17 protein-coding genes and 2 pseudogenes are annotated in these 21421 nt (G+C 72.5%); 11 read left to right on the forward strand and 8 right to left on the reverse strand.

What is annotated here, in order from left to right:
• The first annotated feature begins 177 nt into the window (after nt 1-177).
• From ACZ34W_RS22600 to ACZ34W_RS22625, 6 genes are all read left to right on the forward strand, one after another.
• The gene (locus tag ACZ34W_RS22600; protein ID WP_465606507.1) at nt 178-585 is read left to right on the forward strand and encodes a hypothetical protein; all 408 of its coding nucleotides are present in this window, start codon (nt 178-180) and stop codon (nt 583-585) included.
• 582 nt (nt 586-1167) lie between these two features.
• Entirely contained in the window at nt 1168-2262 is a 1095-nt protein-coding gene (locus ACZ34W_RS22605) for a sugar ABC transporter substrate-binding protein (protein WP_329485944.1), read from the forward strand.
• A gap of 107 nt (nt 2263-2369) precedes the next feature.
• Complete coding sequence (locus ACZ34W_RS22610) at nt 2370-3158, forward strand: ATP-binding cassette domain-containing protein (RefSeq protein WP_329485943.1); 789 nt, start codon at nt 2370-2372, stop codon at nt 3156-3158.
• Complete coding sequence (locus ACZ34W_RS22615; protein WP_329485941.1) at nt 3155-4417, forward strand: sugar ABC transporter permease; 1263 nt, start codon at nt 3155-3157, stop codon at nt 4415-4417. The genes ACZ34W_RS22610 and ACZ34W_RS22615 overlap by 4 nt, the downstream gene beginning before the upstream one ends.
• Nucleotides 4418-4616: 199 nt before the next feature.
• Complete coding sequence (locus tag ACZ34W_RS22620; protein ID WP_352292002.1) at nt 4617-4853, forward strand: hypothetical protein; 237 nt, start codon at nt 4617-4619, stop codon at nt 4851-4853.
• Nucleotides 4854-5064: 211 nt separating this feature from the next.
• Complete coding sequence (locus ACZ34W_RS22625; protein WP_465606510.1) at nt 5065-6471, forward strand: pyridoxal-phosphate dependent enzyme; 1407 nt, start codon at nt 5065-5067, stop codon at nt 6469-6471.
• A 24-nt stretch (nt 6472-6495) separates the two neighbouring features.
• Here the strand turns inward: ACZ34W_RS22625 and ACZ34W_RS22630 are convergent, their stop codons facing one another.
• The 4 genes from ACZ34W_RS22630 to ACZ34W_RS22645 all read right to left on the reverse strand — a co-directional run bounded on the left by ACZ34W_RS22630 (nt 6496) and on the right by ACZ34W_RS22645 (nt 11447).
• The gene (locus ACZ34W_RS22630) at nt 6496-8001 is read right to left on the reverse strand and encodes a GH1 family beta-glucosidase (RefSeq protein WP_465606512.1); all 1506 of its coding nucleotides are present in this window, start codon (nt 7999-8001) and stop codon (nt 6496-6498) included.
• 86 nt (nt 8002-8087) lie between these two features.
• The gene (locus tag ACZ34W_RS22635) at nt 8088-9029 is read right to left on the reverse strand and encodes a carbohydrate ABC transporter permease (RefSeq protein WP_465606514.1); all 942 of its coding nucleotides are present in this window, start codon (nt 9027-9029) and stop codon (nt 8088-8090) included.
• Nucleotide 9030: 1 nt separating this feature from the next.
• Nucleotides 9031-10035, reverse strand: a complete 1005-nt coding sequence (locus ACZ34W_RS22640) for a carbohydrate ABC transporter permease (protein WP_465606516.1) — start codon at nt 10033-10035, stop codon at nt 9031-9033.
• A gap of 83 nt (nt 10036-10118) precedes the next feature.
• Nucleotides 10119-11447 carry an ABC transporter substrate-binding protein gene (locus ACZ34W_RS22645; protein ID WP_465606518.1) on the reverse strand — a complete coding sequence of 443 codons (1329 nt, stop codon included), beginning with the start codon at nt 11445-11447 and terminating at the stop codon, nt 10119-10121.
• A gap of 576 nt (nt 11448-12023) precedes the next feature.
• Between ACZ34W_RS22645 and ACZ34W_RS22650 the strand changes: the two genes are divergently transcribed.
• Entirely contained in the window at nt 12024-13085 is a 1062-nt protein-coding gene (locus ACZ34W_RS22650) for a LacI family DNA-binding transcriptional regulator (protein WP_359804485.1), read from the forward strand.
• Between the two features lie 145 nt (nt 13086-13230).
• Here the strand turns inward: ACZ34W_RS22650 and ACZ34W_RS22655 are convergent, their stop codons facing one another.
• Together ACZ34W_RS22655 and ACZ34W_RS22660 are read right to left on the reverse strand one after the other, a co-directional pair.
• Nucleotides 13231-15279 carry a glycoside hydrolase family 6 protein gene (locus tag ACZ34W_RS22655; RefSeq protein ID WP_465606520.1) on the reverse strand — a complete coding sequence of 683 codons (2049 nt, stop codon included), beginning with the start codon at nt 15277-15279 and terminating at the stop codon, nt 13231-13233.
• A 395-nt stretch (nt 15280-15674) separates the two neighbouring features.
• The gene (locus ACZ34W_RS22660; RefSeq protein WP_465606522.1) at nt 15675-17501 is read right to left on the reverse strand and encodes a cellulase family glycosylhydrolase; all 1827 of its coding nucleotides are present in this window, start codon (nt 17499-17501) and stop codon (nt 15675-15677) included.
• Between the two features lie 652 nt (nt 17502-18153).
• Between ACZ34W_RS22660 and ACZ34W_RS22665 the strand changes: the two genes are divergently transcribed.
• The gene (locus ACZ34W_RS22665) at nt 18154-18666 is read left to right on the forward strand and encodes an isochorismatase family protein (protein WP_329485933.1); all 513 of its coding nucleotides are present in this window, start codon (nt 18154-18156) and stop codon (nt 18664-18666) included.
• 164 nt (nt 18667-18830) lie between these two features.
• On the opposite strand, the gene ACZ34W_RS22670 is transcribed toward ACZ34W_RS22665, so the two are convergent.
• Nucleotides 18831-19496: a class I SAM-dependent methyltransferase gene (locus tag ACZ34W_RS22670; RefSeq protein WP_465606525.1), complete on the reverse strand. Its 666-nt coding sequence runs from the start codon at nt 19494-19496 to the stop codon at nt 18831-18833.
• Between the two features lie 176 nt (nt 19497-19672).
• Here ACZ34W_RS22670 and ACZ34W_RS22675 point away from each other — a divergent pair, with 176 nt between their 5' ends.
• Nucleotides 19673-20104, forward strand: coding sequence for a VOC family protein (locus tag ACZ34W_RS22675; RefSeq protein ID WP_329485931.1), 432 nt, complete (start codon nt 19673-19675; stop codon nt 20102-20104).
• A 70-nt stretch (nt 20105-20174) separates the two neighbouring features.
• Here the strand turns inward: ACZ34W_RS22675 and ACZ34W_RS22680 are convergent.
• Nucleotides 20175-20447 (reverse strand): annotated as a pseudogene (locus ACZ34W_RS22680) (transposase); the annotation flags it as partial.
• Nucleotides 20448-20603: 156 nt separating this feature from the next.
• Here ACZ34W_RS22680 and ACZ34W_RS22685 point away from each other — a divergent pair.
• Together ACZ34W_RS22685 and ACZ34W_RS22690 are read left to right on the forward strand one after the other, a co-directional pair.
• On the forward strand, nt 20604-21020 hold the full coding sequence (locus ACZ34W_RS22685) for a GNAT family N-acetyltransferase (RefSeq protein WP_465606527.1): 417 nt from the start codon (nt 20604-20606) through the stop codon (nt 21018-21020).
• Nucleotides 21021-21089: 69 nt separating this feature from the next.
• Nucleotides 21090-21370 (forward strand): annotated as a pseudogene (locus ACZ34W_RS22690) (helix-turn-helix domain-containing protein); the annotation flags it as partial.
• Nucleotides 21371-21421: the final 51 nt, after the last annotated feature.

Genomic DNA, 21421 nt, shown 5'->3' on the forward strand with positions numbered 1-21421 from the left:
GTGCACGTCCATCGGCCCGGACGGCCGCTCGTGTCGGCCCGTCCGGGGGTGTGCGTGCCGCTGACCGGCCGCTTTCGGGCCGGGAATGGTGCGCCCGGGTGCTGTTGCCGGGGAGCCGAACCGTTTCGGCGCGCGCCGTGCGCGGGGAGGGTGCGGTCCCCGGCCTACGCTGCGCCAATGGTGGATCACCGGGAACTCTACGAGGACGTGACAGCGGCCCTGGCCCGTGCCGGGTTCGACACCGAGCGGGACCCCTCGGGGCCCTCGGGCCTGCGGATCGCGGAACTGCCCCAGGGCGTGCTGGTCGGCTGGTCGCCGGGCGCGGACCAGGACGCCGGGCAGGGCGCCGAGCCCGGCGGGGACGGCGCCGGCGGGCCGGGCGACGCCGCGCCGCCGCCCGTCGAGGGCATCCGTACGGCGATGACGGGGGCGGTCGCCGCGGTGCTCCGGGAGTCCGGCTACCGGGTGGCCGAGGCCGGGCCGGGTGAGCTGCTGGTGACGGCCGGCCCCCGGGCGCGGGAGGAGGCGGTGCGGTCCGGCGGTGCTCCGGAGGCGGCCGCCGTGCCGGAGCAGTGGTGGGGCTGAGCGGGCGGGGCCCCGGCGGACCCGGGCCCCGGGTGGTGGGTGCCGTCCGCCGGTAGGCACCCCCTACGAGCACGTTCCCGAACGCCGTGGACCCGTCGGACGATCACGTCCGGCGGGTCCACGGCGTTCCGGGGGTGCGCCGCGGCCGCCCTTCCTGTACCACGTTCGGGCGCCGGCGGGCCCGCACGGTGATCCCGGCCGCCGCCGACGGAACGTCAGATCCTCAAGCCTTCCGTCCTGTTGATCTAAGTCTTGAACGCACGAAGCATTTTGCTCTGTTCTTGTCAAGAGCGCAACAGTCAGGGGATCGGCGACCGGCCCTTTGGATTCGCGGATCGATTCTCATGTTCGCACCAGGTGGTGAACGTCGAAGCGAAACAATATGTCCGTTCTGTCATGTCCTGCCAGATTGATACTCGGAGGTTCCTCCAAGCTTCAATGACGAGTAGGCGTTCACGAAGATAACGAAAAGATCTGAATCGTGAGGGCTTGGATTTACTTATTGACGTCATATGCCGAAGACGGATTAACTCCTCCCACCCCGCCGCAGCGCTGCGGCACCGTCACGGAGGCACTCCCCACATGAACGCAACGATGCGTCGCGTCGTCATTGGCACCGCCGCGGTCTCGATGGCCCTTTCGATGGCCGCCTGCGGCAAGGCCGGCAGTGACAAGAAGGACTCCGCGAGCTCCGGGGACAGCAAGTCCATCGGCCTGCTGCTCCCCGAGAACGCCTCCTCCACCCGCTACGAGTCCTTCGACCGGCCGTTCATCGAGGCGAAGGTCAAGGCGCTCTGCTCGGACTGCAAGGTGCAGTACAGCAACGCCGAGGGCAGCGCCGCCAAGCAGAAGCAGCAGTTCGACACCCTGATCGCCCAGGGTGTGAAGGTGATCATCCTGGACGCCTTCGACGCCAAGTCCACCCAGTCCTGGGTGAAGGAGGCGGCCGGCAAGGGCGTCAAGGTCATCGCCTACGACCGGCTCGCCACCGGCCCGGTCTCGGCCTACGTCTCCTTCGACAACGAGAAGGTCGGCGAGCTGCAGGGCCAGGCGCTGGTCGACGCGCTCGGCGCCAAGGCGGCCGACGCCGACATCATCATGATCAACGGTGACGAGGCCGACCCCAACGCCGCGCAGTTCAAGTCGGGCGCGCACAAGGTGCTCGACGGCAAGGTCAAGAAGGTGGTCTACGAGCAGTCCGGCGAGTGGAAGCCCACCGTCGCCGGCCAGAAGACCGGTGCCGCCATCACCCAGCTGGGCAAGGACGGCTTCCAGGCCGTCTACTCCGCCAACGACGGCATGGCGGGCGCCATCATCACCCAGCTGAAGGCCGCGGGCGTCAGCGTCCCGGTCGGCGGTCAGGACGCCGGCCTCGACGCCGTCCAGCGGATCGTCGCCGGGGACCAGGCCTACACCATCTACAAGGCCTACAAGCCGCTCGCCGACAGCGCCGCCGAGCTGGCCGTGAACCTCCTGCAGGGCAAGGACCTCAAGGCCGCGGCGCCGTCCACGGTGGACAGCGACACGGACAAGGGCATCCCGGCCAAGCTGCTGGAGCCCAAGGTCGTCACCAAGGCCAACATCAACGACACCGTCATCGCCGACGGCCTCTACAAGGCCGCCGACATCTGCACCGCGGACTTCGCCGCCGCCTGCACCACCGCCGGCGTCAAGTAGCGCGCCCGCCGGGCTCGAAGGCCACGGCGCTCCCCGTACCGCCCGGGGAGCGCCGGCCCTCCTGCCCGCAGGAACCCCACCCCACCCCACGCACTACCCCGCAGGAGATGGTTCACGTGACAGGCGCACCCGTACTGGCGCTGCGCGCGGTCTCCAAGCGCTTCGGCGCTGTCCAGGCACTCACCGATGTCGACCTCGACGTCCACGCCGGCGAAGTCGTCGCGCTGGTCGGCGACAACGGCGCCGGCAAGTCCACCCTGGTCAAGACGATCGCAGGAGTTCACCCGATCGACGAGGGTGAGATCACCTGGGACGGGCGCCCGGTCCGGGTCACCCGCCCCCAGGAGGCCCAGGCACTCGGCATCGCCACCGTGTACCAGGACCTCGCGCTCTGCGACAACCTCGACGTCGTCGCCAACCTCTTCCTGGGCCGCGAGCTGCGCCGCTTCGGCACGCTGGACGAGGTCGCCATGGAGCGGCGCGCCAAGGAACTGCTGGACACGCTCTCGATCCGGATCCCCAGCGTGCGGATCCCGATCGCCGCGCTCTCCGGCGGCCAGCGCCAGGTCGTGGCGATCGCCCGCGCCCTCGTCGGCGACCCGAGGATCGTGATCCTCGACGAGCCGACCGCGGCCCTCGGCGTCGAGCAGACCGCGCAGGTCCTCGACCTGGTCGAGCGGCTGCGCCAGCGCGGCCTCGGCGTGATCCTGATCAGCCACAACATGGCGGACGTACGGGCGGTCGCCGACACCGTCGCCGTCCTGCGCCTGGGCCGCAACAACGGGGTCTTCCCGGTCGCCGGCACCTCGCCCGAGGAGATCATCTCCGCCATCACCGGCGCCACCGACAACGCCGTCACCCGGCGTCAGGCACGTATCGCGGAGGAAGCGAAGTGAGCACCAGCCAGACCACCCCCACCAACGCCCCGGCACCGGTGGCCGACCCGCGTCTGCTGGTCCGCCAGGGCGGCGTCGCGGGCTACGTGGAGGAGTTCCGCCGCAAGATCAAGAGCGGGGACCTCGGCTCGCTGCCCGTCGTCATCGGCCTGGTCCTGATCGCGGTCATCTTCCAGAGCGTCACCGGCCACTTCCTCCAGGCCGACAACCTGACCAACATCACCAAGTGGATCGCCGGTCCCGGCCTGATCGCCGTCGGTGTCGTCTTCGTCCTGCTGCTCGGCGAGATCGACCTCTCGCTGGGCTCCATCGCGGGCGTCACCTCGGCCATCACCTCCGTCCTGGCGGTCCGTCAGGGCCTCAACGAGGGCCTGGCGATCCTGCTCGCCCTCGTCGCGGCGGTGGCCATGGGCGCCCTGCACGGCTTCTTCTTCGCCAGGATCGGCGTCCCCGCCTTCGTCGTCACCCTGGCCGGCATGCTCGCCTGGAGCGGTCTGCAGGACTACGTCCTCGGCAAGCTCGGCACCGTCAACAACATCAACGACGGCGTCGTCGCCAACCTGGACACCTACTTCCTGGGCGACGGCGACATCGCCTTCGCCTGGCTGGCGGCCGTCCTCGCGATCGTGCTGTTCCTCGGCGGCCAGCTCCTGGACGCCCGCCGCCGCACCACCGCCGGACTGCCCGCCCGCACCACCGGCGAGATAGCGCTGCGCACCGGCGCCCTCGCGGTGCTCGCCCTGGCCGGCGCCTACACCCTCAACCAGGACAGCGGCCTGCCGCTGCCGCTGGTCATCCTGCTCGGCGTCGTCGTGCTGACCGACTTCGTGCTGCGCCGCACCTCCTACGGCCGGCAGATCTTCGCCGTCGGCGGTGGCATCGAGGCCGCCCGCCGCGCGGGCATCAACGTCGCCTGGGTCCGCATCTCGGTCTTCATGATCTCGGCCGGCCTGGCCGGTCTCGGCGGCCTGTTCATCGCCTCCCAGCAGGGCTCGGCGGACAAGACGCTGGGCAGCGGCAACGTGCTGATGAGCGCCATCGCGGCCGCCGTCATCGGTGGCACCAGCCTCTTCGGCGGGCGCGGCAAGACCTGGTCGGCGCTGCTCGGCATCCTGGTCATCCAGTCCATCACCACGGGCCTGGACATGGTGCACGCCGCCCAGGCGATCCAGTACATGATCACCGGTGCCGTGCTGCTGGCCGCCGTCGTCCTGGACTCGGTCTCCCGTCGCACGCAGAAGTCCTCGGGCCGCGGCTGACCACCGCCCCTCGAACGGCCCGGTACCCACCCCCACGGGTACCGGGCCTCCGGCGTTCCCGGGCCCCGGCGGGCGCCGGACGGGCCGGGGCGCGGGACGTTCGTCCCTCCCGTCCGGGTCGGCCGCCCCGCACCCTGGAAGTGGAGCGCCGGCCCGTGGAGGCCGGCAGCACGCACCGAGAGAGGGAAACGCGGCCTTCATGTCCGACGAGCTGATCGTGCACCGCATGGTGGACGCCTTCTTCACCCACTGCCACGACTGTGACGAGCCGCGTGACCCGAACTGCCACACCCGGGCACACTGGCGCCTGTACCTGGACCTCGATCCGGAGACCGTCGGGCGGATCCGGCACTGGCTGCTGGACCCGGCGAACCCCACCGGCACCGTCGCCGACCGCGCCGTCCTGCTGAACTGGCTCGACACCCAGGAGGCGTGACCCGGCCCGGCCGGGCCCGTCCGTCCGGCTCTGGGCCCGGCCTGCCGACCCGGCCGGGTCCTCTCGCGCCGGGTTCTCTCGCGCCGGGTCCTCTTGCGTCGGGCGATCGTGCGGTGAAAGCCTTTCGTCCCAGCGGTCGCAGGCGTTCGCCCGGGGCCGTGGCGTACGCGGCAGAGGCCGCGCGCGGCGGGGTACCGGGGCAAGGAGTCGCATGACGGTTCACGAATCGGTGGTCGACGCGATCGGCGGGACGCCGCTGTTCCGGCTGGCCCGGCTCGGCGCCGGCCTCGCGACCCCCGTCTACGCCAAGGCCGAGTTCCTCAGCATCGGCGGGAGCGTGAAGGACCGCGCCGCGCTGTCGATGGTCCTGGCGGCCGAGCGGGAGGGCCTGCTCCGGCCCGGTGGGACGATCATCGAGGCGACCTCCGGCAACACCGGGATCGGCCTCACCATCGTCGGCCGCCGGCGCGGCTACCGGGTGATCGCCTGCGTGGCCGACCGGTCCGCCGTCGAGAAGTCGGACATCCTGCGGGCGTACGGCGCCGAGGTGGTGCTCGCCCCGACCACACTGCCGGCCGAGCACCCGGACCACCTGTTCAACGTGGTGCGCCGGCTCGCCGAGGAGATCCCCGGCGCCTGGCTGGCCAACCAGTACGACAACCCCGCCAACCCCGACGCGCACGTGCGGACCACCGGTCCGGAGCTCTGGAAGCAGACCGGGGGCCGGGTGACCCACTTCGTCGCGGGGGTCGGCACCGGCGGCACGATCAGCGGCACCGGCGCCTTCCTCAAGAAGGCCTCCGGCGGCGGCGTCACGGTGGTCGGCGCGGACCCGGAGTCCTCCCGCTACGGCGGTGGCGACGGCAGCCCCTACTTCGTCGACAGCATCGGCCACTTCCTGCACCCCGGCACGGCGGAGGACCGCTGGCCGGAGTCCTACCACCGCGAGGTCGTCGACCACGTCGAGCGGATCCCGGACCGCGAGTCCCTGCTGACCGCACGGCGGCTGGCCCGTGAGGAGGGACTGCTGGCCGGCCCCTCCTCGGGCACGGCGGTGGCCGCCGCGCTCCGGGTCGCGCGCGGACTCGGCCCCGACGACCTCGTCGTGGTGCTGCTGCCCGACTCCGGCCGGTCCTACCTCTCCAAGCTGTACAGCGACGACTGGCTGCGCCGGTGGGGGTTCCTGGAGGAGCCGCGGGGCGCCGACGACACCGGGCCGACCGTCCGGTCCCTGCTGGACGCTCGGCCCGGCGGGCCGGTCGCGGTCGCCTCGGTCGCCTCGGACGCCTCGGTGGCCGACGCCCTGGCCGTGCTGCGCGAGGTGCCCGGCGGCGTTGCGCCGGTGGTGCTGGCCCGGCCGGAGCGCCCGTACGGGGTCAGCGCCACCGAGGTGCTCGGCTCCCTCTCCTCGGCGGCCGTCGAGCGAGCGGTCACCGAGGGCCGCGCCGCGTCGGACGGCCCGGTCACCGCCCTGCTGGGCCCCGCCCTGCCGACCGTCGGCGTCGGCCAGTCGCTCGCCGAGGCCCGGGAGTCGCTCGGGCCCGGCCAGGACGCCGCGCTCGTCCTGGTCGACGGCCGGGCCGTCGCGCTGGTGCGGCGCGACGAGCTGGCCGGCTGAGGCCCGGGGCACCCGGCCCCTCGCTCAGTCGATCCCGCCCCGGCGGATCACCTCCGCGTACCAGTGGGCGCTGGCCTTCGGGGTGCGGGCGAGCGTGTCGTAGTCCACGTGGACGGCGCCGAAGCGCTTGGCGTAGCCGTAGGCCCACTCGAAGTTGTCGAGCAGCGACCAGAGGTAGTAGCCGCGCACGTCTGCGCCGGCTTCGAGGGCGTGGTGGACGGCGGCGAGGTGGGCGCGGATGTAGGCGATCCGCCGGGGGTCGTCGACGCTGCCGTCGGGGCCGACCACGTCCTCGAAGGCCGCGCCGTTCTCGGTCACGAGGAGCGGCAGCCCGTGCTCCCGGTGCAGCGAGGTCAGCAGCTCGGTCAGGCCGGTCGGGTCGATCGGCCACCCCATGGCGGTGAGTTCGCCGGGCGCGCGGTGGAAGGTGACGTCGTCGGCACCCGGCCAGGGGGAGTGCGGGCTCGCGCCGTGGCCGTCGTGGCGGGCCGTCGCGGCCTCGCCGTCGCGGGCGGCGGAGACCACCGTCGGCGTGTAGTAGTTCAGCCCGAGCAGGTCGATGGGCCGGGAGATCTCGGCGAGGTCGCCGTCGCGCACCAGGTCCGCCCAGTCGACCAGGTGGGCGGTGTCGGCCAGCAGGTCGTCCGGGTAGGCGCCGGCGAACATCGGACCGGTGAAGATCCGGTTGCCCACCGCGTCGATGCGCCGGGCCGCGGCGAGGTCGTCGGAGTGGCCGGTGAGCGGGCGGACGGCGTGCAGGTTGAGCGAGACGGCGATCTCGGCGGTCGAGGGCAGGGCGGCGCGCAGGGCGCCGACGGCGAGGCCGTGCCCGAGGTTGAGGTGGTGGGCGGCGCGGAGCGCGTCGGCCGGGCTGGTGCGGCCGGGTGCGTGGACGCCGGAGCCGTAGCCGAGGAAGGCGCTGCACCAGGGTTCGTTCAGGGTCACCCAGGTGTCGATCCGGTCGCCCAGGGCCTGCGCCGCGAGGGCCGCGTACTCGGCGAAGCGCTCGGCGCTCTCGCGCACCGGCCAGCCGCCGGCGTCCTCCAGGTGCTGCGGGAGGTCCCAGTGGTAGAGGGTGGCGACCGGCCGGATGCCGTGCTCCGCGAGCTCGTCGGCCAGGGCCCGGTAGAAGTCCAGGCCGCTCTCCAGGGCGGGGCCGCGGCCGGTGGGCTGGATCCGTGGCCAGGAGAGCGAGAACCGGTAGGAGGTGAGGCCGAGCCGGGCCATCAGCCGGACGTCCTCGCGGAACCGGTGGTAGTGGTCGACCGCCACGTCGCCTGTCTGCCCGCCGGCGGTCCGGCCGGGGGTGTGGCTGAAGGTGTCCCAGATCGACGGCGTCCGGCCGCCCTCGGCGGCGGCGCCCTCGATCTGGTAGGCGGCGGTGGCGGCGCCCCAGCGGAAGCCGGGCGGGAAGGCCCGGGCGGGGGGTTCGGCCGCGGTGCGGGCGGCGGGGGTGGAGGCGGAGGTGCGGGCGGAGGTGCGGGCCGCGGGGACGGCATCGGTGCGGGCGGGCGGCACGGTGGAGGTCATGGCGGGGATGCTCCCGGGAGGTGGTGGGCGGGGCGGGGGTCAGCGCTCGACGGCGGTTCAGCTCTTGACGGCGGCGTGGGGCGGGTTCAGCTCTTGACGGCGCCGGCGGTGATGCCCCCGACGATGTGCCGGCCCAGGACGGCGAAGAGCAGCAGCAGCGGCAGCGTGCCGACCAGGGCGCCGGTCATGATGACCGCCTGGTTGACTTCGTAGGCGCTGCCGCCGCCGATGGCGGACAACGCGACCTGGACGGTCGGGTTCTGCTGGGTCAGGACGACGAAGGGCCAGAAGAAGTCGTTCCAGGACTGCACGAAGACCAGCATTCCCAGCACGGCCATCGCCGGCCGGGCCACCGGCAGCACGACGTGCCAGACGATCCGCAGACTGTGCGCGCCGTCCACCCGGGCCGCCTCGATCAGCTCCACCGGCAGCGCCTCGGCGAGGTACTGCCGCATGAAGAACACCCCGAAGGCGGCCACCAGGGAGGGGAGTACGACGGCCTTCAGCTGGTTGCCCCAGCCCAGGTCGGTGATGATCCGGTAGAGCGGGATCACGCTGAGCTGCGGGGGGATGGTCATGGTGGCGACGACCACGGTCAGCAGGGCGCCCCGGCCGCGGAACGCCAGCTTGGCGAAGGCGAACCCGGCCAGGGTGGAGAACGCGACCGTGCTCAGTGCGACGCAGCCCGCCACGACCGTGGAGTTGAGCAGCGCCCGGCCGAGGTCGGCCTGCTCCCAGGCGGTGGTGATGTTGGTCCACAGCGATCCGCCGGGCAGCAGCGGCGGCGGTGCCTGGGCCACCCGCTCCCCGGTGGAGGAGGCGGCGACGAAGGTCCAGTACAGGGGGAACAGCGAGAGCACGGCGGCGGCCACCAGGACGGCGTAGGTCAGCGGCCCGGCCTTGTCCTGCTCCCCGGCACCGGGCCGCAGCCGGCGCCGGACGGCGCGCAGCGCGCCCGCGAGACGGCGGGGGGCACGGCCGGCGGTGGACGGCCCCGCCGTCGGGGTGGGTTCGAGGGTGGTGGTCATCTCAGCGCCCCTGTCCGGCACGGCCCCGGCGGGCGAGCAGCAGTTGGACGGCGCCGATCAGCAACAGGATCAGCAGCATCGTCCAGGCGACGGCCGACGCGCGGCCCAACTGACGGCTCGGCCATCCGAGTTCGTACATGTAGAGGCTCAAGGTCTGGAACTGGTGGGCCGATCCGCCGCTGACCCCGACACCGCCGCCGAAGAGCAGCGGCTCGCCGAACAGCTGGGTGGCCCCGATGGTCGAGACGATCACCGTGAACAGGATGGTGGGCCGGATGGACGGCACGGTGATCCGGGTGAACTGCTGCCAGCGGGAGGCGCCGTCCAGGCTCGCGGCCTCGTAGAGGTCCTTCGGGACGGCCTGCATCGCGGCCAGGTAGATCAGCGCGTTGTAGCCCGTCCAGCGCCAGGTGACGATGGTGGCGACGGCGATCTGGGCGGGCCAGGTGTCGGCGTACCAGTCCGTCCGGCCGACCCCCACCAGCGAGAGCAGCCAGTTGACCAAGCCGTAGTCGGGGTTGAACAGTTGGACGAAGACCAGGGTCGCCGCCGCGATCGAGGTGGCGTACGGCGCCAGGACCGCCACCCGCAGGAAGCCGCGGCCGCGCAGCCGGTAGTTGAGCAGGTGCGCCAGCCCGAGCGCCATCAGCAGCTGCGGCACGGTGGACAGCACCCCGATGGTGAAGGTGTTGAGCAGCGCGGTGCGGAACTGCTCCGTGCCCCAGAGCCGGGTGTAGTTGCCCAGCCCGCGCCACTCCATCACCCCCGGGTCGAGCAGGTCGACCCGGTGCAGCGAGAGCCAGCCGGTCCACAGGAGGGGGAACAGGCCGAAGGCCGCGAAGCAGAGGAAGAAGGGCGCGATGTACGCGTAGGGCGAGGCCTTGAGGTCGAGTCGGTGCAGGCGCGAGCGCCAGCTGGGGGGCGGCGCGGCGGGGCCGGAGCGGCGCCCTGCGGGCGCGGGCCGGGGCGGGCCGCTGCCCGTCGCGGGCCGGTGGGTGGTGGCCACGGGGGAGTCCTTCCAGGGGTGGCGGGCCGGGCCGGTCCGGGCCGCGGACGGGCCCGGCACCGGAACGGCCGGAGGGGTGGCGCTCAGCCGTTGACCTTGTCGTCGATCAGCTTGGTGACGTTGCTCCAGGCCTTGGCCGGGTCGGTGCCGTGCTGCTCGATGTCGAGGATCCCGTTGTCCGTGATGACGGTCTTGACCGTGCCGTCCTGTTCACCGATCGGTGCCGGCGCGATGTTCTGTGCGGTGGCGGCGAAGATCTTCCCGGTCGGGGTGGTGCCGAAGTAGTCCAAGGTGGCGTTCTGGACGGCGGGTTGAGCCAGTGCCGCGGTGGTCGACGGCAGATTGCCGACCTTGGCGAAGACCTTGGCCTGCTGCTCGGGCGCGGTCAGCCAGGCGGCCAGCGCGGCGGCTTCCCTCTGGTGCTTGCCGGCCTTGGGCACCGTGAGGAAGGCGCCGCCCCAGTTGGAGGCCACCGGCGCCTGCGCGATGTCCCACTTGCCCTTGCCCGGGTCGCCGGAGTACTTGCTGATGATGCCGGTCATCCAGGACGGGCAGACCACGGTGGCGAACCGGGCGTTGCTGAAGGCGGTGTTCCAGTCGTCCTGGAACTGCCGCAGACCGGCGCTGATACCGGCGCGGGACGCGTCCACGGCGGTCGTCCAGGCCTTCTTCACCCCGGGGCTGTCCCGGTAGACGAGCTTGCCGGAGGCGTCCGAGTACTGCTGGGACTCCGCGGAGAGGGCCGCGTTGAAGAGGCCGCTCGCCGAGTCGGTGAAGAAGGTGCCCGCCGGGGCCTTGGCCTGGTACTGCTTACCGGCCTCGACGAACTTCGCCCAGTCCCCGCTCCACAGCTTGCCGACGGCCTCGCGGTCGGTCGGCAGTCCGGCCTGCTCGAAGAGGTCCTTGCGGTAGCAGACGGCCATCGGGCCGATGTCGGTGCCCAGGCCGATCAGGGCGCCCTTGGCGGTGGTGGCCTGCTTGGCCTTCCACGGCAGCCACGCGTCGGCCCGGACGCCCTCCGCCTTGGAGAGGTCGGTGAACTTGTCGCCGAGCGTGCCGGTGGCCTGCGCGATGTAGCCGACCTCGACGGCCTGGATGTCGTTGAGGCCGCTGCCGGAGGCCAGGTGGGTGGCCAGGGCGTCCCAGTACTTCTGACCGTCCTGGACGGTCTCGTACCGGATGGTGATCGAGGGGTGGGCGGCCATGTACTCGTCGTACAGGCCGGCTTCCCGGTAGCCGAAGGTGCCGAAGTCGCCGACGGAGAGCGTGACTTTGCCGCCGCCGTCGGCGGCTGCGCCGGTGGCGGGATCGGCGTCGGAGCCGCCGGCGCAGCCGGTGAGCAGGAGGGCCGAGAGGGTCAGTGCGGTGGTGACGGGGACGGCCCGGCGGCGTGCGCGGGTGGTGGGACGCATGGGGGTTCTCCTCGGTGCCTGTGCGTGGTGGGTGTGGCGGGTGTCTGGTGGCCGGTGTCCGGTGCTCCCGGGGGCCGGGTGGCCGGGTGGCCGGGTGGCCGGTGCTCCCGGGGGCCGGGTGCGGGTTTGCTCGGGCTTCGGCTCGGGCTCTCTGGTTCCGGCTCGGGCTCTGGTTCCGGCAGTACTCGGCGGACGCGTGCGTGGTGCCCGGCCTCGGTTGATCAGTCAGTGTTACGGCGGCCAATTCGGCTCACTGGCAAGCTTGTTGATTGAGCGTCGGACAGCCCCTCCGGCTCCGGTCGGGCGTCGGAGGCTGGCCCCGGTGGCGGCGGGCCGCTAGGGTGGGCGCACTGTCGTGGGAGCGCTCCCAAGCACTAGGGGAAGGTTGCTGGGTGATCGGGTCGGGTGTCAAGGCGGATCGCGCCATCCGTTGCGGGAACGTGTCCTGCGGCGGGCGGCCCACCGGGCCGGCACCTGCCCCCTCGCGCCCGCGCCGCGCCCCGGTGGAGGAGGATGGTCTCCGGGGCGCCCGCCCGGCGCGGCGGCCCCCGTGGCGAGGTCTTGGAGAGGTGGACGATGGCACAGGCGGCGAGTGGGACGGCCGGCGCGTCGGGCAGTGGGTCACGGGGCTCGGCACGGCCGACCCTGGAGGAGGTGGCCGCCCTCGCCGGCGTGGGCCGCGGCACGGTCTCCCGGGTGGTCAACGGCTCGCCCCGGGTGAGCGACAAGGCCCGGGAGGCGGTCCAGGCCGCGATCGCCGAACTCGGCTACGTGCCGAACCGGGCGGCGCGGGCCCTGGTCACCTCCCGGACGGACGCCGTCGCCCTGGTCGTCCCGGAGGCGGAGACCAGGCTCTTCTCCGAGCCCTACTTCTCCGACATCATCAGCGGGGTCGCGGCCGAACTCAGCGAGACCGACATGCAGTTGCTGCTGATCCTGGTCCGCAACCAGCGCGAGCGCGACCGGCTGGCCGCGTACCTGTCGGCCCAGCGGGTGGACGGCGTGCTGCTCGTCGCGGTGCACCGGGACGACCCGCTGCCCGGCCTGCTGGAGAGCCTGGAGATCCCGTCGGTGCTGGCCGGCCGGCGCAACGACCACGAGGTCCTCAGCTATGTCCACGCCGACAACGCCGGCGGTGCGCGGATGGCCGTCCGGCACCTGCTGCGGCGCGGCTGCGGCCGGGTGGCCACCATCACCGGCCCGCTGGACATGGAGGTGGCGCTGGCCCGCCTGGACGGCTACCGCCGGGCCCTGGAGGAGGCCGGGCAGACGTACGAGGAGGACCTCGTCGGTCTGGCCGACTTCACCGAGGAGGGCGGGCGGCAGGCGATGCGGGCGCTGCTGGAGCGGCGGCCCGACCTCGACGCGGTGTTCTGCGCCTCGGACGTAATGGCCGCCGGGGCCATGCAGGTGCTCCGGGCGGCAGGCCGGCGGATTCCGGACCAGGTCGCGGTGATCGGGTTCGACGACTCGATCGTGGCCCGGCACACCGAACCGGCGATGACCAGCGTCCGCCAGCCGATCGAGGAGATGGGGCGCACGATGGCCCGGCTGCTCCTGGAGGAGATCGCCGGGCGGCACCGGGGCAGCCGGCAGGTGGTGCTGGCGACCGAGCTGGTGGTCCGCGACTCGGCCTGACGGGGGCCTGCCCGCGGCCCCGGCGCGAGTACCGGCTTGGCGGGAGCCCCTGTGTGGCGGGAGCCCCTGACTGGCCGGAACGCTGGGGACAGCGCCGGTGCCGGCCCCGCCGTCGTGGCGGAGCCGACACCGGGCCGGTCGGGCGTCAGCTCGTCGTGCAGCTCAGCGTGGGCGCGGTGTTGCCGCCGGAGTAACCGGCGCCGAACCCGAAGGCCGTGCTCGCGCCCGCCGCCAGCGCGCCGTTGTACGGGGCGTTGGTGACGGTCACGCTCGGGCCGGACTGCGCGAGGACGCCGTTCCAGAGGTTGCTCACCTGCTGGGTGCCGCCCCAGGTCCAGGTCACCTTCCAGTGCGTGGCGGCGGCCGTGCCGGTGTTGGTGACGGTGACGTCGGCGTTGAAGCCGCTGCCCCAGTCGCTGCCGACCCGGTAGGTCGCGGTGCAGCCGGAGCTCCCGCCGCCGCTGCCCGCGGCGGTGGTGACGGTGAGGGCCGCCGAGGCCGTCGAGGCGTTGCCCGCCGCGTCACGTGCGACCACGGTGTAGCGGTAGGCGGTCGAGGCGGTCAGCCCGCCGTCGGTGTAGGTGGTGCCGCCGGCGCCCGTGGTGGACCCGACCGCCGTGCCGTTGCGGTAGACGTCGTACCCCGTGACCCCGACGTTGTCGGTCGAGGCCGTCCACGCCAGCGAGACGGTGGCGGCCGTGGTGGCGGTGGCGCGGAGGCCGGCCGGGGTGCTCGGCGGCGTGGTGTCGCCGGTGCCGCCGCCGGTCACCGGCGGGTAGGCGTTCTTCAGCAACTCCTGGAACTGGGCGGAGAACCAGGCCCCGGCCAGCGGCGCGCCCGGCAGGGCGCCGGAGAGGTGGAAGTTGTTGCGCGCGTTGCCCGTGTACGTCGGGTCGCACATCCGGTCGAAGCCCTTCCCCTCGTCGTTGGGGATGTACTGGCTGGCGCCGTCCGACTCGCCCGGGGGCTTCACCCACACGTAGGCGTCGATGCCCGGCTCGGGTGCGGTCCGCGGACGCTCGCCGAGGCCGGCCCCGGACTGGTTGCACCAGTTGCCGGTCTGGAACCGCCGGTCGGTCCGGCCGCCGTCCACGTAGCTGTCCACGCTGGTTCGGGCGCCCGGCCCGGTCGGGCGGGCCGCGCCGCCCCAGCCGTTGCGCGAGGTGTCGATCAGCATGCCGACGGCCGGGTCGAACCCGGCGCTGACGGCCTTCTGCCGGAAGGCCTGGGCGTAGGAGAGCTCGTCGACGTAGCGGTTCCAGTCCACCCAGGCGCTCTGGCGCACCGAGGTGCCGTTCACCGAGTCGTCGATGGTGTAGTAGGGCTCCTTCAGGGCCGAGTAGTTGGCGGTGTTGACGATGAAGCCGTGCACGTTGGCGGTGGTGGAGCCGGCGGCCGTCGCGGCCTGGTGGAGGACGTCGACGGCTGGGCCGAGGTTGGAGTCCCAGCCGAGCCAGCCGTGGTGGCCGGCATCGACGTAGTTGTAGACGTTCGGGACGGCGCCCAGCTTGGCCAGTGCGTACCCGACGCCGTTCACGTAGTTGCCGTTGGCCTTCATGGTGTCGCACTGCGGGGTGGCGGTGGCGGTGCCGCCCGCGTTGGTGACCAGGTTCGGCAGCGAGTCGATCTCGACGGTGGTGACGATCCGCAGGCCGGCGTAGGCGGGATCGGCCAGCACGGCGGCGATCGGGTCGATGAACTCGGTCCGGTAGCGGCCGATCTCGGTCGGGCCGAGTTCGCCGTTGGAGGCGAGGGCGGCGCAGTCGCGGCCGGGGAGGTCGTAGACGACGAGCTGGACGACGAAGGGCTTGCCCGCCGCCTGCCGGACGGCGTTGTCGAGGTGTCCGCGCAGGCCCAGGTGGCCGGCGGTGCCGTTGATGGCGGCGATGCGGTCGAGCCAGACGGCGGTCGGCTGGCCCGCGACGGCGCTGCCGCCGGGTTCGGCGGCGGCGTTCGCGGCCCACTCGGGGTTCACGTAGACGCCCGCGCCGGCATAGGGGTTGTCGACCCGGGCGGCCGGCGTCGAGGCCTCCGCCGCAGCGGCTGAGGCGGAGGCGGGGGCGGCGGAGGCGGAGGCGGTGGCGACGGGCAGGAGGCTGGTGGCGCCGAGCGCCGCGACGGCGGCGAGGGCGCGCAGCCGGTGGAGCACGGGCCTGCGGCGGGTGCGTCCGCCGTTGTGGTGGCCGGAAGGCATGGGGGAGTCCTTTCGGGTGGGGGACCCAGGGGTAAGGGCGCCGGTCCGGGGCGCCGGAGTGGGATCGCTCCCATCAGAGATGAGAGCGATCCCGGTGCAGGTTTCCGGCGGGTCGGCCGGGATGGTTGCCGAACTGCGGGAGGGCTCTCAATTCGGCTGCTGTGTGAGTGAGATGGAGTCAGACTCCGGCTCCCCGCTATCAACCCATGAACGCTCGGGGGCGTCAAGGCGTTCGACGCAAATGCGTGGGAGCGCTCCCGCAGCAGGGTCCGTGCTGGGCCTCGGCGAGTGTCGGGTGGGTCTGGGTGGGCTGCCTGCGGTACGGCCTGGTGTCCGGTACCTGGTGGTGGTGCCCGGTGGCTGGTGGTGCCGGGTGGGCGCAGGCCCTGCTGCCGTCAGGGCGTGACGCTGCACGTCGGCACCGGCGGGGAGGCGCCGAGCCGGCCGCTGCCCTGAAGGCCGAAGGTCGTCGAAGCGCCGGGCGCCAAGGCGCTGTTGTACGCCAGGCCGGTCGCGGTGACCGTGCTCGCCGACTGGGTGACGGCGGCGTTCCAGGTACCGGTCGGCTGCCACCCGGCGGGCCGGTCCCAGGCGGCCGTCCAGGTGCTACCGGCCCGGCTCCCGGTGTTGGTGACCGTCACGGTCGCGGTGAACCCGGTGTCCCACTGGCTGTCCGTGTACCAACTGGCCGTGCAGCCGGTGGTGTCGGGAGGCCCCGCGGTGGTCACGGTCGTCGCCCCGGAGGCGGCCGAGACGTTCCCGGCGGCGTCCCGGGCGGTGACGGTGTAGGTGTAGGCGGTCGCCGGGGTGAGGCCGGTGTCCGTGTACGTGGTGCCCGTGACCGTGCCCACCAGTGTGGCGCCCCGGTGGACGTCGTAGCCGGTGACGACCGTGTCGTCCTGGGAGGCGGCCCAGCCGAGGGTGGCGGAGGTGGCGGTGACAGCGGTCGCCGTGAGACCGCTGGGGGCCGTCGGCGACCGGGTGTCGCCGACCCCGCCGCCGGCGGCGAACCCCGGGGCCTTGACGGCGGTGAGGTAGCCGTCCTTCACCGTGTCCACGGTGGTCCAGTCGTCCTTGAGGATCCCGCCGGTGTCGCCCGAGTTCGGGTTCCAGGACCAGAACGTCCAGGAGAAGGCGTCCGCGCCCGCCTGCGCGGTGGGCCGCAGGTACTGGGTGAGCGCGGTCAGCCAGGTCCGGTCGGCGGCCGCTTGCAGGGTGGAGCCGAATTCGCCGATCCACACCGGCGCGATGTTCTGTCGGAACAGGTAGCCCCAGTCGGAGTCCCACACCCCGGGCAGGTTGGCGGGGAACGCCGGGTCGTCGAACCACGGTTGGCGCGCCACGCTCGTGGCGTACTCGTGCGGGGAGTAGACGAGGCGGTTCGGCACGCCCAGCCGGACCGGGTACGCCGCCGCGCCGCGGAGGTTCCCGCCCCACCAGGTCGAACTGCCCTGGAAGCTCTGCACGCCCTCGACGAGGACGAGCAGCGAGGGGTTGGCCCCCAGGACGGCCTCGCCGCCGCGCTCGGCCGCCAGGCGCCAGTCGAGCGCCGGGTCGCCGCAGCCCCAACAGGCCGGATCGTGCGGCTCGTTGTGCAGGTCGATGCCGATGACGGTGGGGTTGCCGGCGTAGCGCGCGGCGATCGCCCGGAGGTCGGCGAGCCAGGTGCTCTCCGGGACGGCGCTCGTGTACCAGAGCGCCGACTGCCCACCGGCGTCCGGGCGGTGGCGGTCGAGGATCACCTTGAGCCCGGCGGATCCGGCCCGGTCGACGATCCGGTCCATCACCTGGAGCGAGGTCAGGCCCTGGAGGTCGGCGTTCATGCCGCCGGAGTGGTTGACGCCGGTCGGTACGGAGCCCCGGAAGAGGTCGTCGCTGTAGGGCAGGCGGATGGTGTTGAAGCCGAGGGCGCGCATCTGGTCGATCATGCTGCCGTAGTCGCGGGCCCAGAGGCCGTGCGGAACGTGGTCGGCCGTTTCGAAGCCGAACCAGTTGACTCCGGCGATCCGGACGGGTCGGCCGGCCTCGTCGAGCAGTTGGCGCCCGCTGGTGTGCCAGTAGCCGGAGCCCGGGGCGGTGGCGCCGGTTGCTTCGAGCGCTCCGGGGGCGGGGGCGCTGGTCGGGGTGGGGGCGGCCTGCGCGGGCGGGGCCGACAGGAGCACGGCCGCCGTGACAGCGAGCGCTGTCACGATCCTGCGCAGGCGGCGTAGGGGGTGGGACACGTCGGTCTTCCTCTCCGAGGAGTGCGGCGGCGGTCCGAGCGGGCCTCCGCCGGTGGGCACCGGCCGGGGCGGAGCGGATGGTTCTTGCGGGCGGTTCTTGCGGGGCGGGGCGGGGAGGGGTGGGGCGGGATGAGGAGTGCGGGAGCGCTCCCACCTTCGGGTGCGGGGAAGCTCCGGTGTTCTCGGGGTGGGCGGCCGGTGCGGTGTCGTCGCTGGGTGGTGCGTCGCGGACGGAGGTGCGGACATCACCCCCCTGGGGCATGAGGCACCCACATCGCGGTCGATGCTCGGGACCGGGCGACGTTCACACCATGAAATCGACAACCCGCCGAGGGCGTCAAGGACGGCGTTGGCGTTCAACTCTTGTCGGCGGCCTGGCCGAAGCCGGCCGACGGCGCGGCCGGACGGCGTTGCGGCGGTCCGATCAGTTGCCCGGTTGCCTGGTCGGAAGGCACCTTGTTCGGCCGTCGCTCGTCAGCTCGTGTGTGGCGTCGCGCGGCCTGCCGCTGTTGAGCGAGGCCGCCGACATCCTGCGGATGACCGACCACGTCGCAGACGTCGAGTACGGGCGGTGGGTGCTGATCGAGGATTACGGAGCGCGACCGCCCAGGAGCAGGCATCCGACCACGGTGATCCGCTACCGTGATCCGCCATGCGAACCCTTGACTCCGGCCGGACGGCGCTCGTCCTGGTCGACCTGATGGACCGGATCGTCGCCCTGCCGCTGGCCCCGCACGCGGGGACCGAGGTGCTCAGGGCGTCGCTGGAACTGGCGGCGGCCTTCCGGGCAGCGGGTGCCCCCGTCGTCGCCCTGCGCGTCGAGCGCCCGAACGTCGCCGAGCAGCCGCCCGGCAGTGGGCTGGTCGCGGAGGTGGCGGCGACCGCCGATGCCGTATTGGTGAAGCGCACCATCGGCGGGTTCCAGGACACCGGGCTGCACGACCTGCTCCAGGGGCGCGGCGTGGACACGTTGGTGTTCGCCGGCATCGCGACCAACCTGGGCGTGGAGTCGACCGCTCGGGCAGCCGCCGACCACGGCTACGAGCTGGTGTTCGTCGAGGATGCGATGGCGGCCCTGACGGAGGCGGAGCACCGGTCGGCGGTCGACCTCGACCTGCCCCGCTTCGGCGAGGTGGTGGCGCGGGAAGCCGTCCGTCTCTCGTGACCGCCGGGTGAGCCCCGGGCGGGGTCCGATCGCGTGGCGGGCGGCCTTCCCACCGTTCGGCGTACCGCTGGAGGGGCCCGCCACTGTACGTGCTGAGCGTCGTGCTGTACCCGGATCCGTGCCGGGGAGTGGCCGCGGCGCGTCTCAGCGCTGCGCCGCCGGCATCAGGCCGGACCGGACCGGATCACGACCAGCGAGCCTTGGTGGCAGGGCTGTTGCCGCCGAGCGCCGAACCGGGTGTCCCATGCTCCGCTGTCCAGGTCGGCCCGCAGATCTGCGGCGAACCGTTCGCGCGACTGCTCGTCGACGAAGCTCCACGCCGAGCACGCCTGTCGAGCACCGGGGTCGACCAGCATCTCGGGGCGAGCGTAGGACGCCTCGTTGCAGCCGTCGGTGCAGTCGACGGGTATCGGCACCCGGGTCACCGACGCGGGTCCGCCGAGCGCCTCGGTCAGATCCGCGATCGCCGGGGTGCGGCGCGCCTCGGTGTCCAGCACCTCCGGCGCGTACTCGTAAAGCCAGAAGTCCCGGACGAGAGCGGGGTCGCAGGTCAACACGACGAGGGGGCCACGCGCCGTCCGCCGCATCTCGCGCAGGCCCGTCATGAGGTCGCTCCACTGGTGCACGCTGAAGGCGGTCAACGCCGCGTCGAACGCGTCGTCGCCGAACGGCAGCTGCTCGGCCACGGCATCGACGGCATCGACGGCGGCAGACAGGTGCGCGGGGCGCTGGGCACGCATGGACGCCGACGGCTCGACCGCCCTCACCTCCAGCGTCGCCGACTCGTACGACCCCGCGCCGGCCCCGACATTGACCACGGCGCGCCCCACCCAGGGCGGCGGAGATCGCCTGCTCGATCCTCGGCATCCGGCCGCCGGTAGGTGGCGTACCCGCCGCCTACCGTGCCGTCGTCCGCACCGTCGGCGCTGCCGTCCACCCCGCCGCCTGACCACCTGTGGATCCCCTGACCTGCGAGAATGAGCAGAGCCCCTGTTATTGTGCGCCAATGTCAACGATCAAACAGTTCCAAGTGGCCTTCGACTGCGCGGAGCCTGTGCGCCTCGCCGCCTTCTGGTGCGAGGTGCTGGGGTACGTCATGCCGGCGGTCCCGGAGGGCTTCGCCACGTGGGAGGAGTGCTTCCGCTCACTGCCGCCCGAGGATGCGATCTACTTCGCGTGCACTGATCCCGCGGGTGTGGCTCCGCGCCTGCTCTTCCAGCGAGTCCCCGAAGGAAAGGTCGTCAAGAACCGGGTGCATCTCGATGTGCGGGCCGGCACCGGGCTCGTGGGTGACGAGCGCCTGGCCACACTCGAGGCCGAATGCGCACGGCTGATGGCGCTCGGGGCGAAGCACGTGCTGACGCAGCGCGCCGATGGCGTCAACGAGTCGTGCATCACGATGCAGGACATCGAGGGCAACGAGTTCTGCCTCGCCTGATTTCCCCTCCGAGACTGCGAGGTGGGGACTCCCCTCCCGGGAACCTCTGAGGTCGCGCATGCGGCGGGAGTCATCCCGTGAGAGCGAGGTTGTGCGGACGGGCAACGCCGTGCATCGCGTGGCGCACACCGTCGCCTCTCAGGCGGCGGTCGCGCAGGTTCTTCCGGGTCTTCATCCGGGCGAAGGCGGGCTCGACGCGGGCGCGGACCCGTTGGTGGTCGTGGTTGTGTTCGGCCTGCCAGTCGGTCAGTTCGTCGCCTTCGAGCCGACGGTGCGGGATGACGAGGCCGGTTCCGGGGTAGCCGCCGTCGGCGATCGTGGTTGTCCGGCCGACGGCGGCCTTGGGCTCAGTGCCGCATCAGGCGACGTTCGCCCTGCTGGGGTACCGACAGAGGTCGGAGCGACGGGGTTCCGAAGGCCGTAGAGACGGGTTCGGCGTCGGGATCGCTCTGCGGCAAAATGGCCGCCCCCCGATGCCGGAACGTGTCAGGATCTTCGAATGGAGATCCGTCGTGTCACTCAGGTCGAGGCGGTCGACGCCGCTGGACATCTCTTCGACACCGTCCCAGGGCGGGAGGCGACTGAACGGTTCCTGACGGACGAGCGCCATCACCTCCTCGTCGCCTATGTGGACGACGTCCCGGCGGGGATCGTCACCGGTGTCGAGATGACCCATCCGGACAAGGGAACCGAGATGTTCTTGTACGAGCTGGGCGTGGACGAGTCCTTCCGCGGGCGTGGCGTCGGCCGGGCTCTGGTGTCGGCGCTCGCCGACCTGTCCCGTGAACGGGGCTGCTATGGCGTGTGGACCATCACGGACGAGGAGAACGCGGCAGCACTGGCCACGTACCGCCGCGCCGGCGGCGTCCCGGAAACGGGACAGGTAGTCCTCACCTGGACATTCGATCAGCTGTAGACCGACGCAACGGATCCCCGTCCCGCACCGCATGGTTGGCGACCCGGCGTCCACGTACAGGTCCGCGAGATCGATGATGACGAGGGCAGCCGGCTGCTGCGGATCGTCCACCGGGTCGCCGGGTGGTGGTGCCCTGGCGGCGGGCACAGATAGTGCTGCTGTCTGCCCCGCGTGTGCCTGTGGCGAAGCTCGCCGAGGTCACCTTCACCAGTACGGACCGGGTTCGCGACGTGATCCACCACTTCAACGCCGACGGCTTCGACTCACTCTTCCCGAAGCACGAGGGCGGGCGGCCACGGGCGTTCACCCTGCCCGAGCGCCGGGAGATCATGGAGATCACCAAGTTCAAGCATGATCCGCCGCTACATCGTCTGGCGGAACAAGCACGCCGTCGACGAACG

This window comes from Kitasatospora sp. NPDC022856 (assembly GCF_055561235.1).

What these genes read in the sequence shown, in the direction of transcription:
- ACZ34W_RS22685 (WP_465606527.1), top strand. Translation starts at nt 20,604, where the DNA reads ATGGAGATCCGTCGTGTCACTCAGGTCGAGGCGGTCGACGCCGCTGGA.
- ACZ34W_RS22665 (WP_329485933.1), top strand. Translation starts at nt 18,154, where the DNA reads ATGCGAACCCTTGACTCCGGCCGGACGGCGCTCGTCCTGGTCGACCTG.
- ACZ34W_RS22600 (WP_465606507.1), top strand. Translation starts at nt 178, where the DNA reads ATGGTGGATCACCGGGAACTCTACGAGGACGTGACAGCGGCCCTGGCC.
- ACZ34W_RS22675 (WP_329485931.1), top strand. Translation starts at nt 19,673, where the DNA reads ATGTCAACGATCAAACAGTTCCAAGTGGCCTTCGACTGCGCGGAGCCT.
- ACZ34W_RS22635 (WP_465606514.1), bottom strand. Translation starts at nt 9,029, where the DNA reads ATGACCACCACCCTCGAACCCACCCCGACGGCGGGGCCGTCCACCGCC.
- ACZ34W_RS22610 (WP_329485943.1), top strand. Translation starts at nt 2,370, where the DNA reads ATGGTTCACGTGACAGGCGCACCCGTACTGGCGCTGCGCGCGGTCTCC.
- ACZ34W_RS22625 (WP_465606510.1), top strand. Translation starts at nt 5,065, where the DNA reads ATGACGGTTCACGAATCGGTGGTCGACGCGATCGGCGGGACGCCGCTG.
- ACZ34W_RS22655 (WP_465606520.1), bottom strand. Translation starts at nt 15,279, where the DNA reads ATGCCTTCCGGCCACCACAACGGCGGACGCACCCGCCGCAGGCCCGTG.
- ACZ34W_RS22630 (WP_465606512.1), bottom strand. Translation starts at nt 8,001, where the DNA reads ATGACCTCCACCGTGCCGCCCGCCCGCACCGATGCCGTCCCCGCGGCC.
- ACZ34W_RS22650 (WP_359804485.1), top strand. Translation starts at nt 12,024, where the DNA reads ATGGCACAGGCGGCGAGTGGGACGGCCGGCGCGTCGGGCAGTGGGTCA.
- ACZ34W_RS22645 (WP_465606518.1), bottom strand. Translation starts at nt 11,447, where the DNA reads ATGCGTCCCACCACCCGCGCACGCCGCCGGGCCGTCCCCGTCACCACC.
- ACZ34W_RS22620 (WP_352292002.1), top strand. Translation starts at nt 4,617, where the DNA reads ATGTCCGACGAGCTGATCGTGCACCGCATGGTGGACGCCTTCTTCACC.
- ACZ34W_RS22605 (WP_329485944.1), top strand. Translation starts at nt 1,168, where the DNA reads ATGAACGCAACGATGCGTCGCGTCGTCATTGGCACCGCCGCGGTCTCG.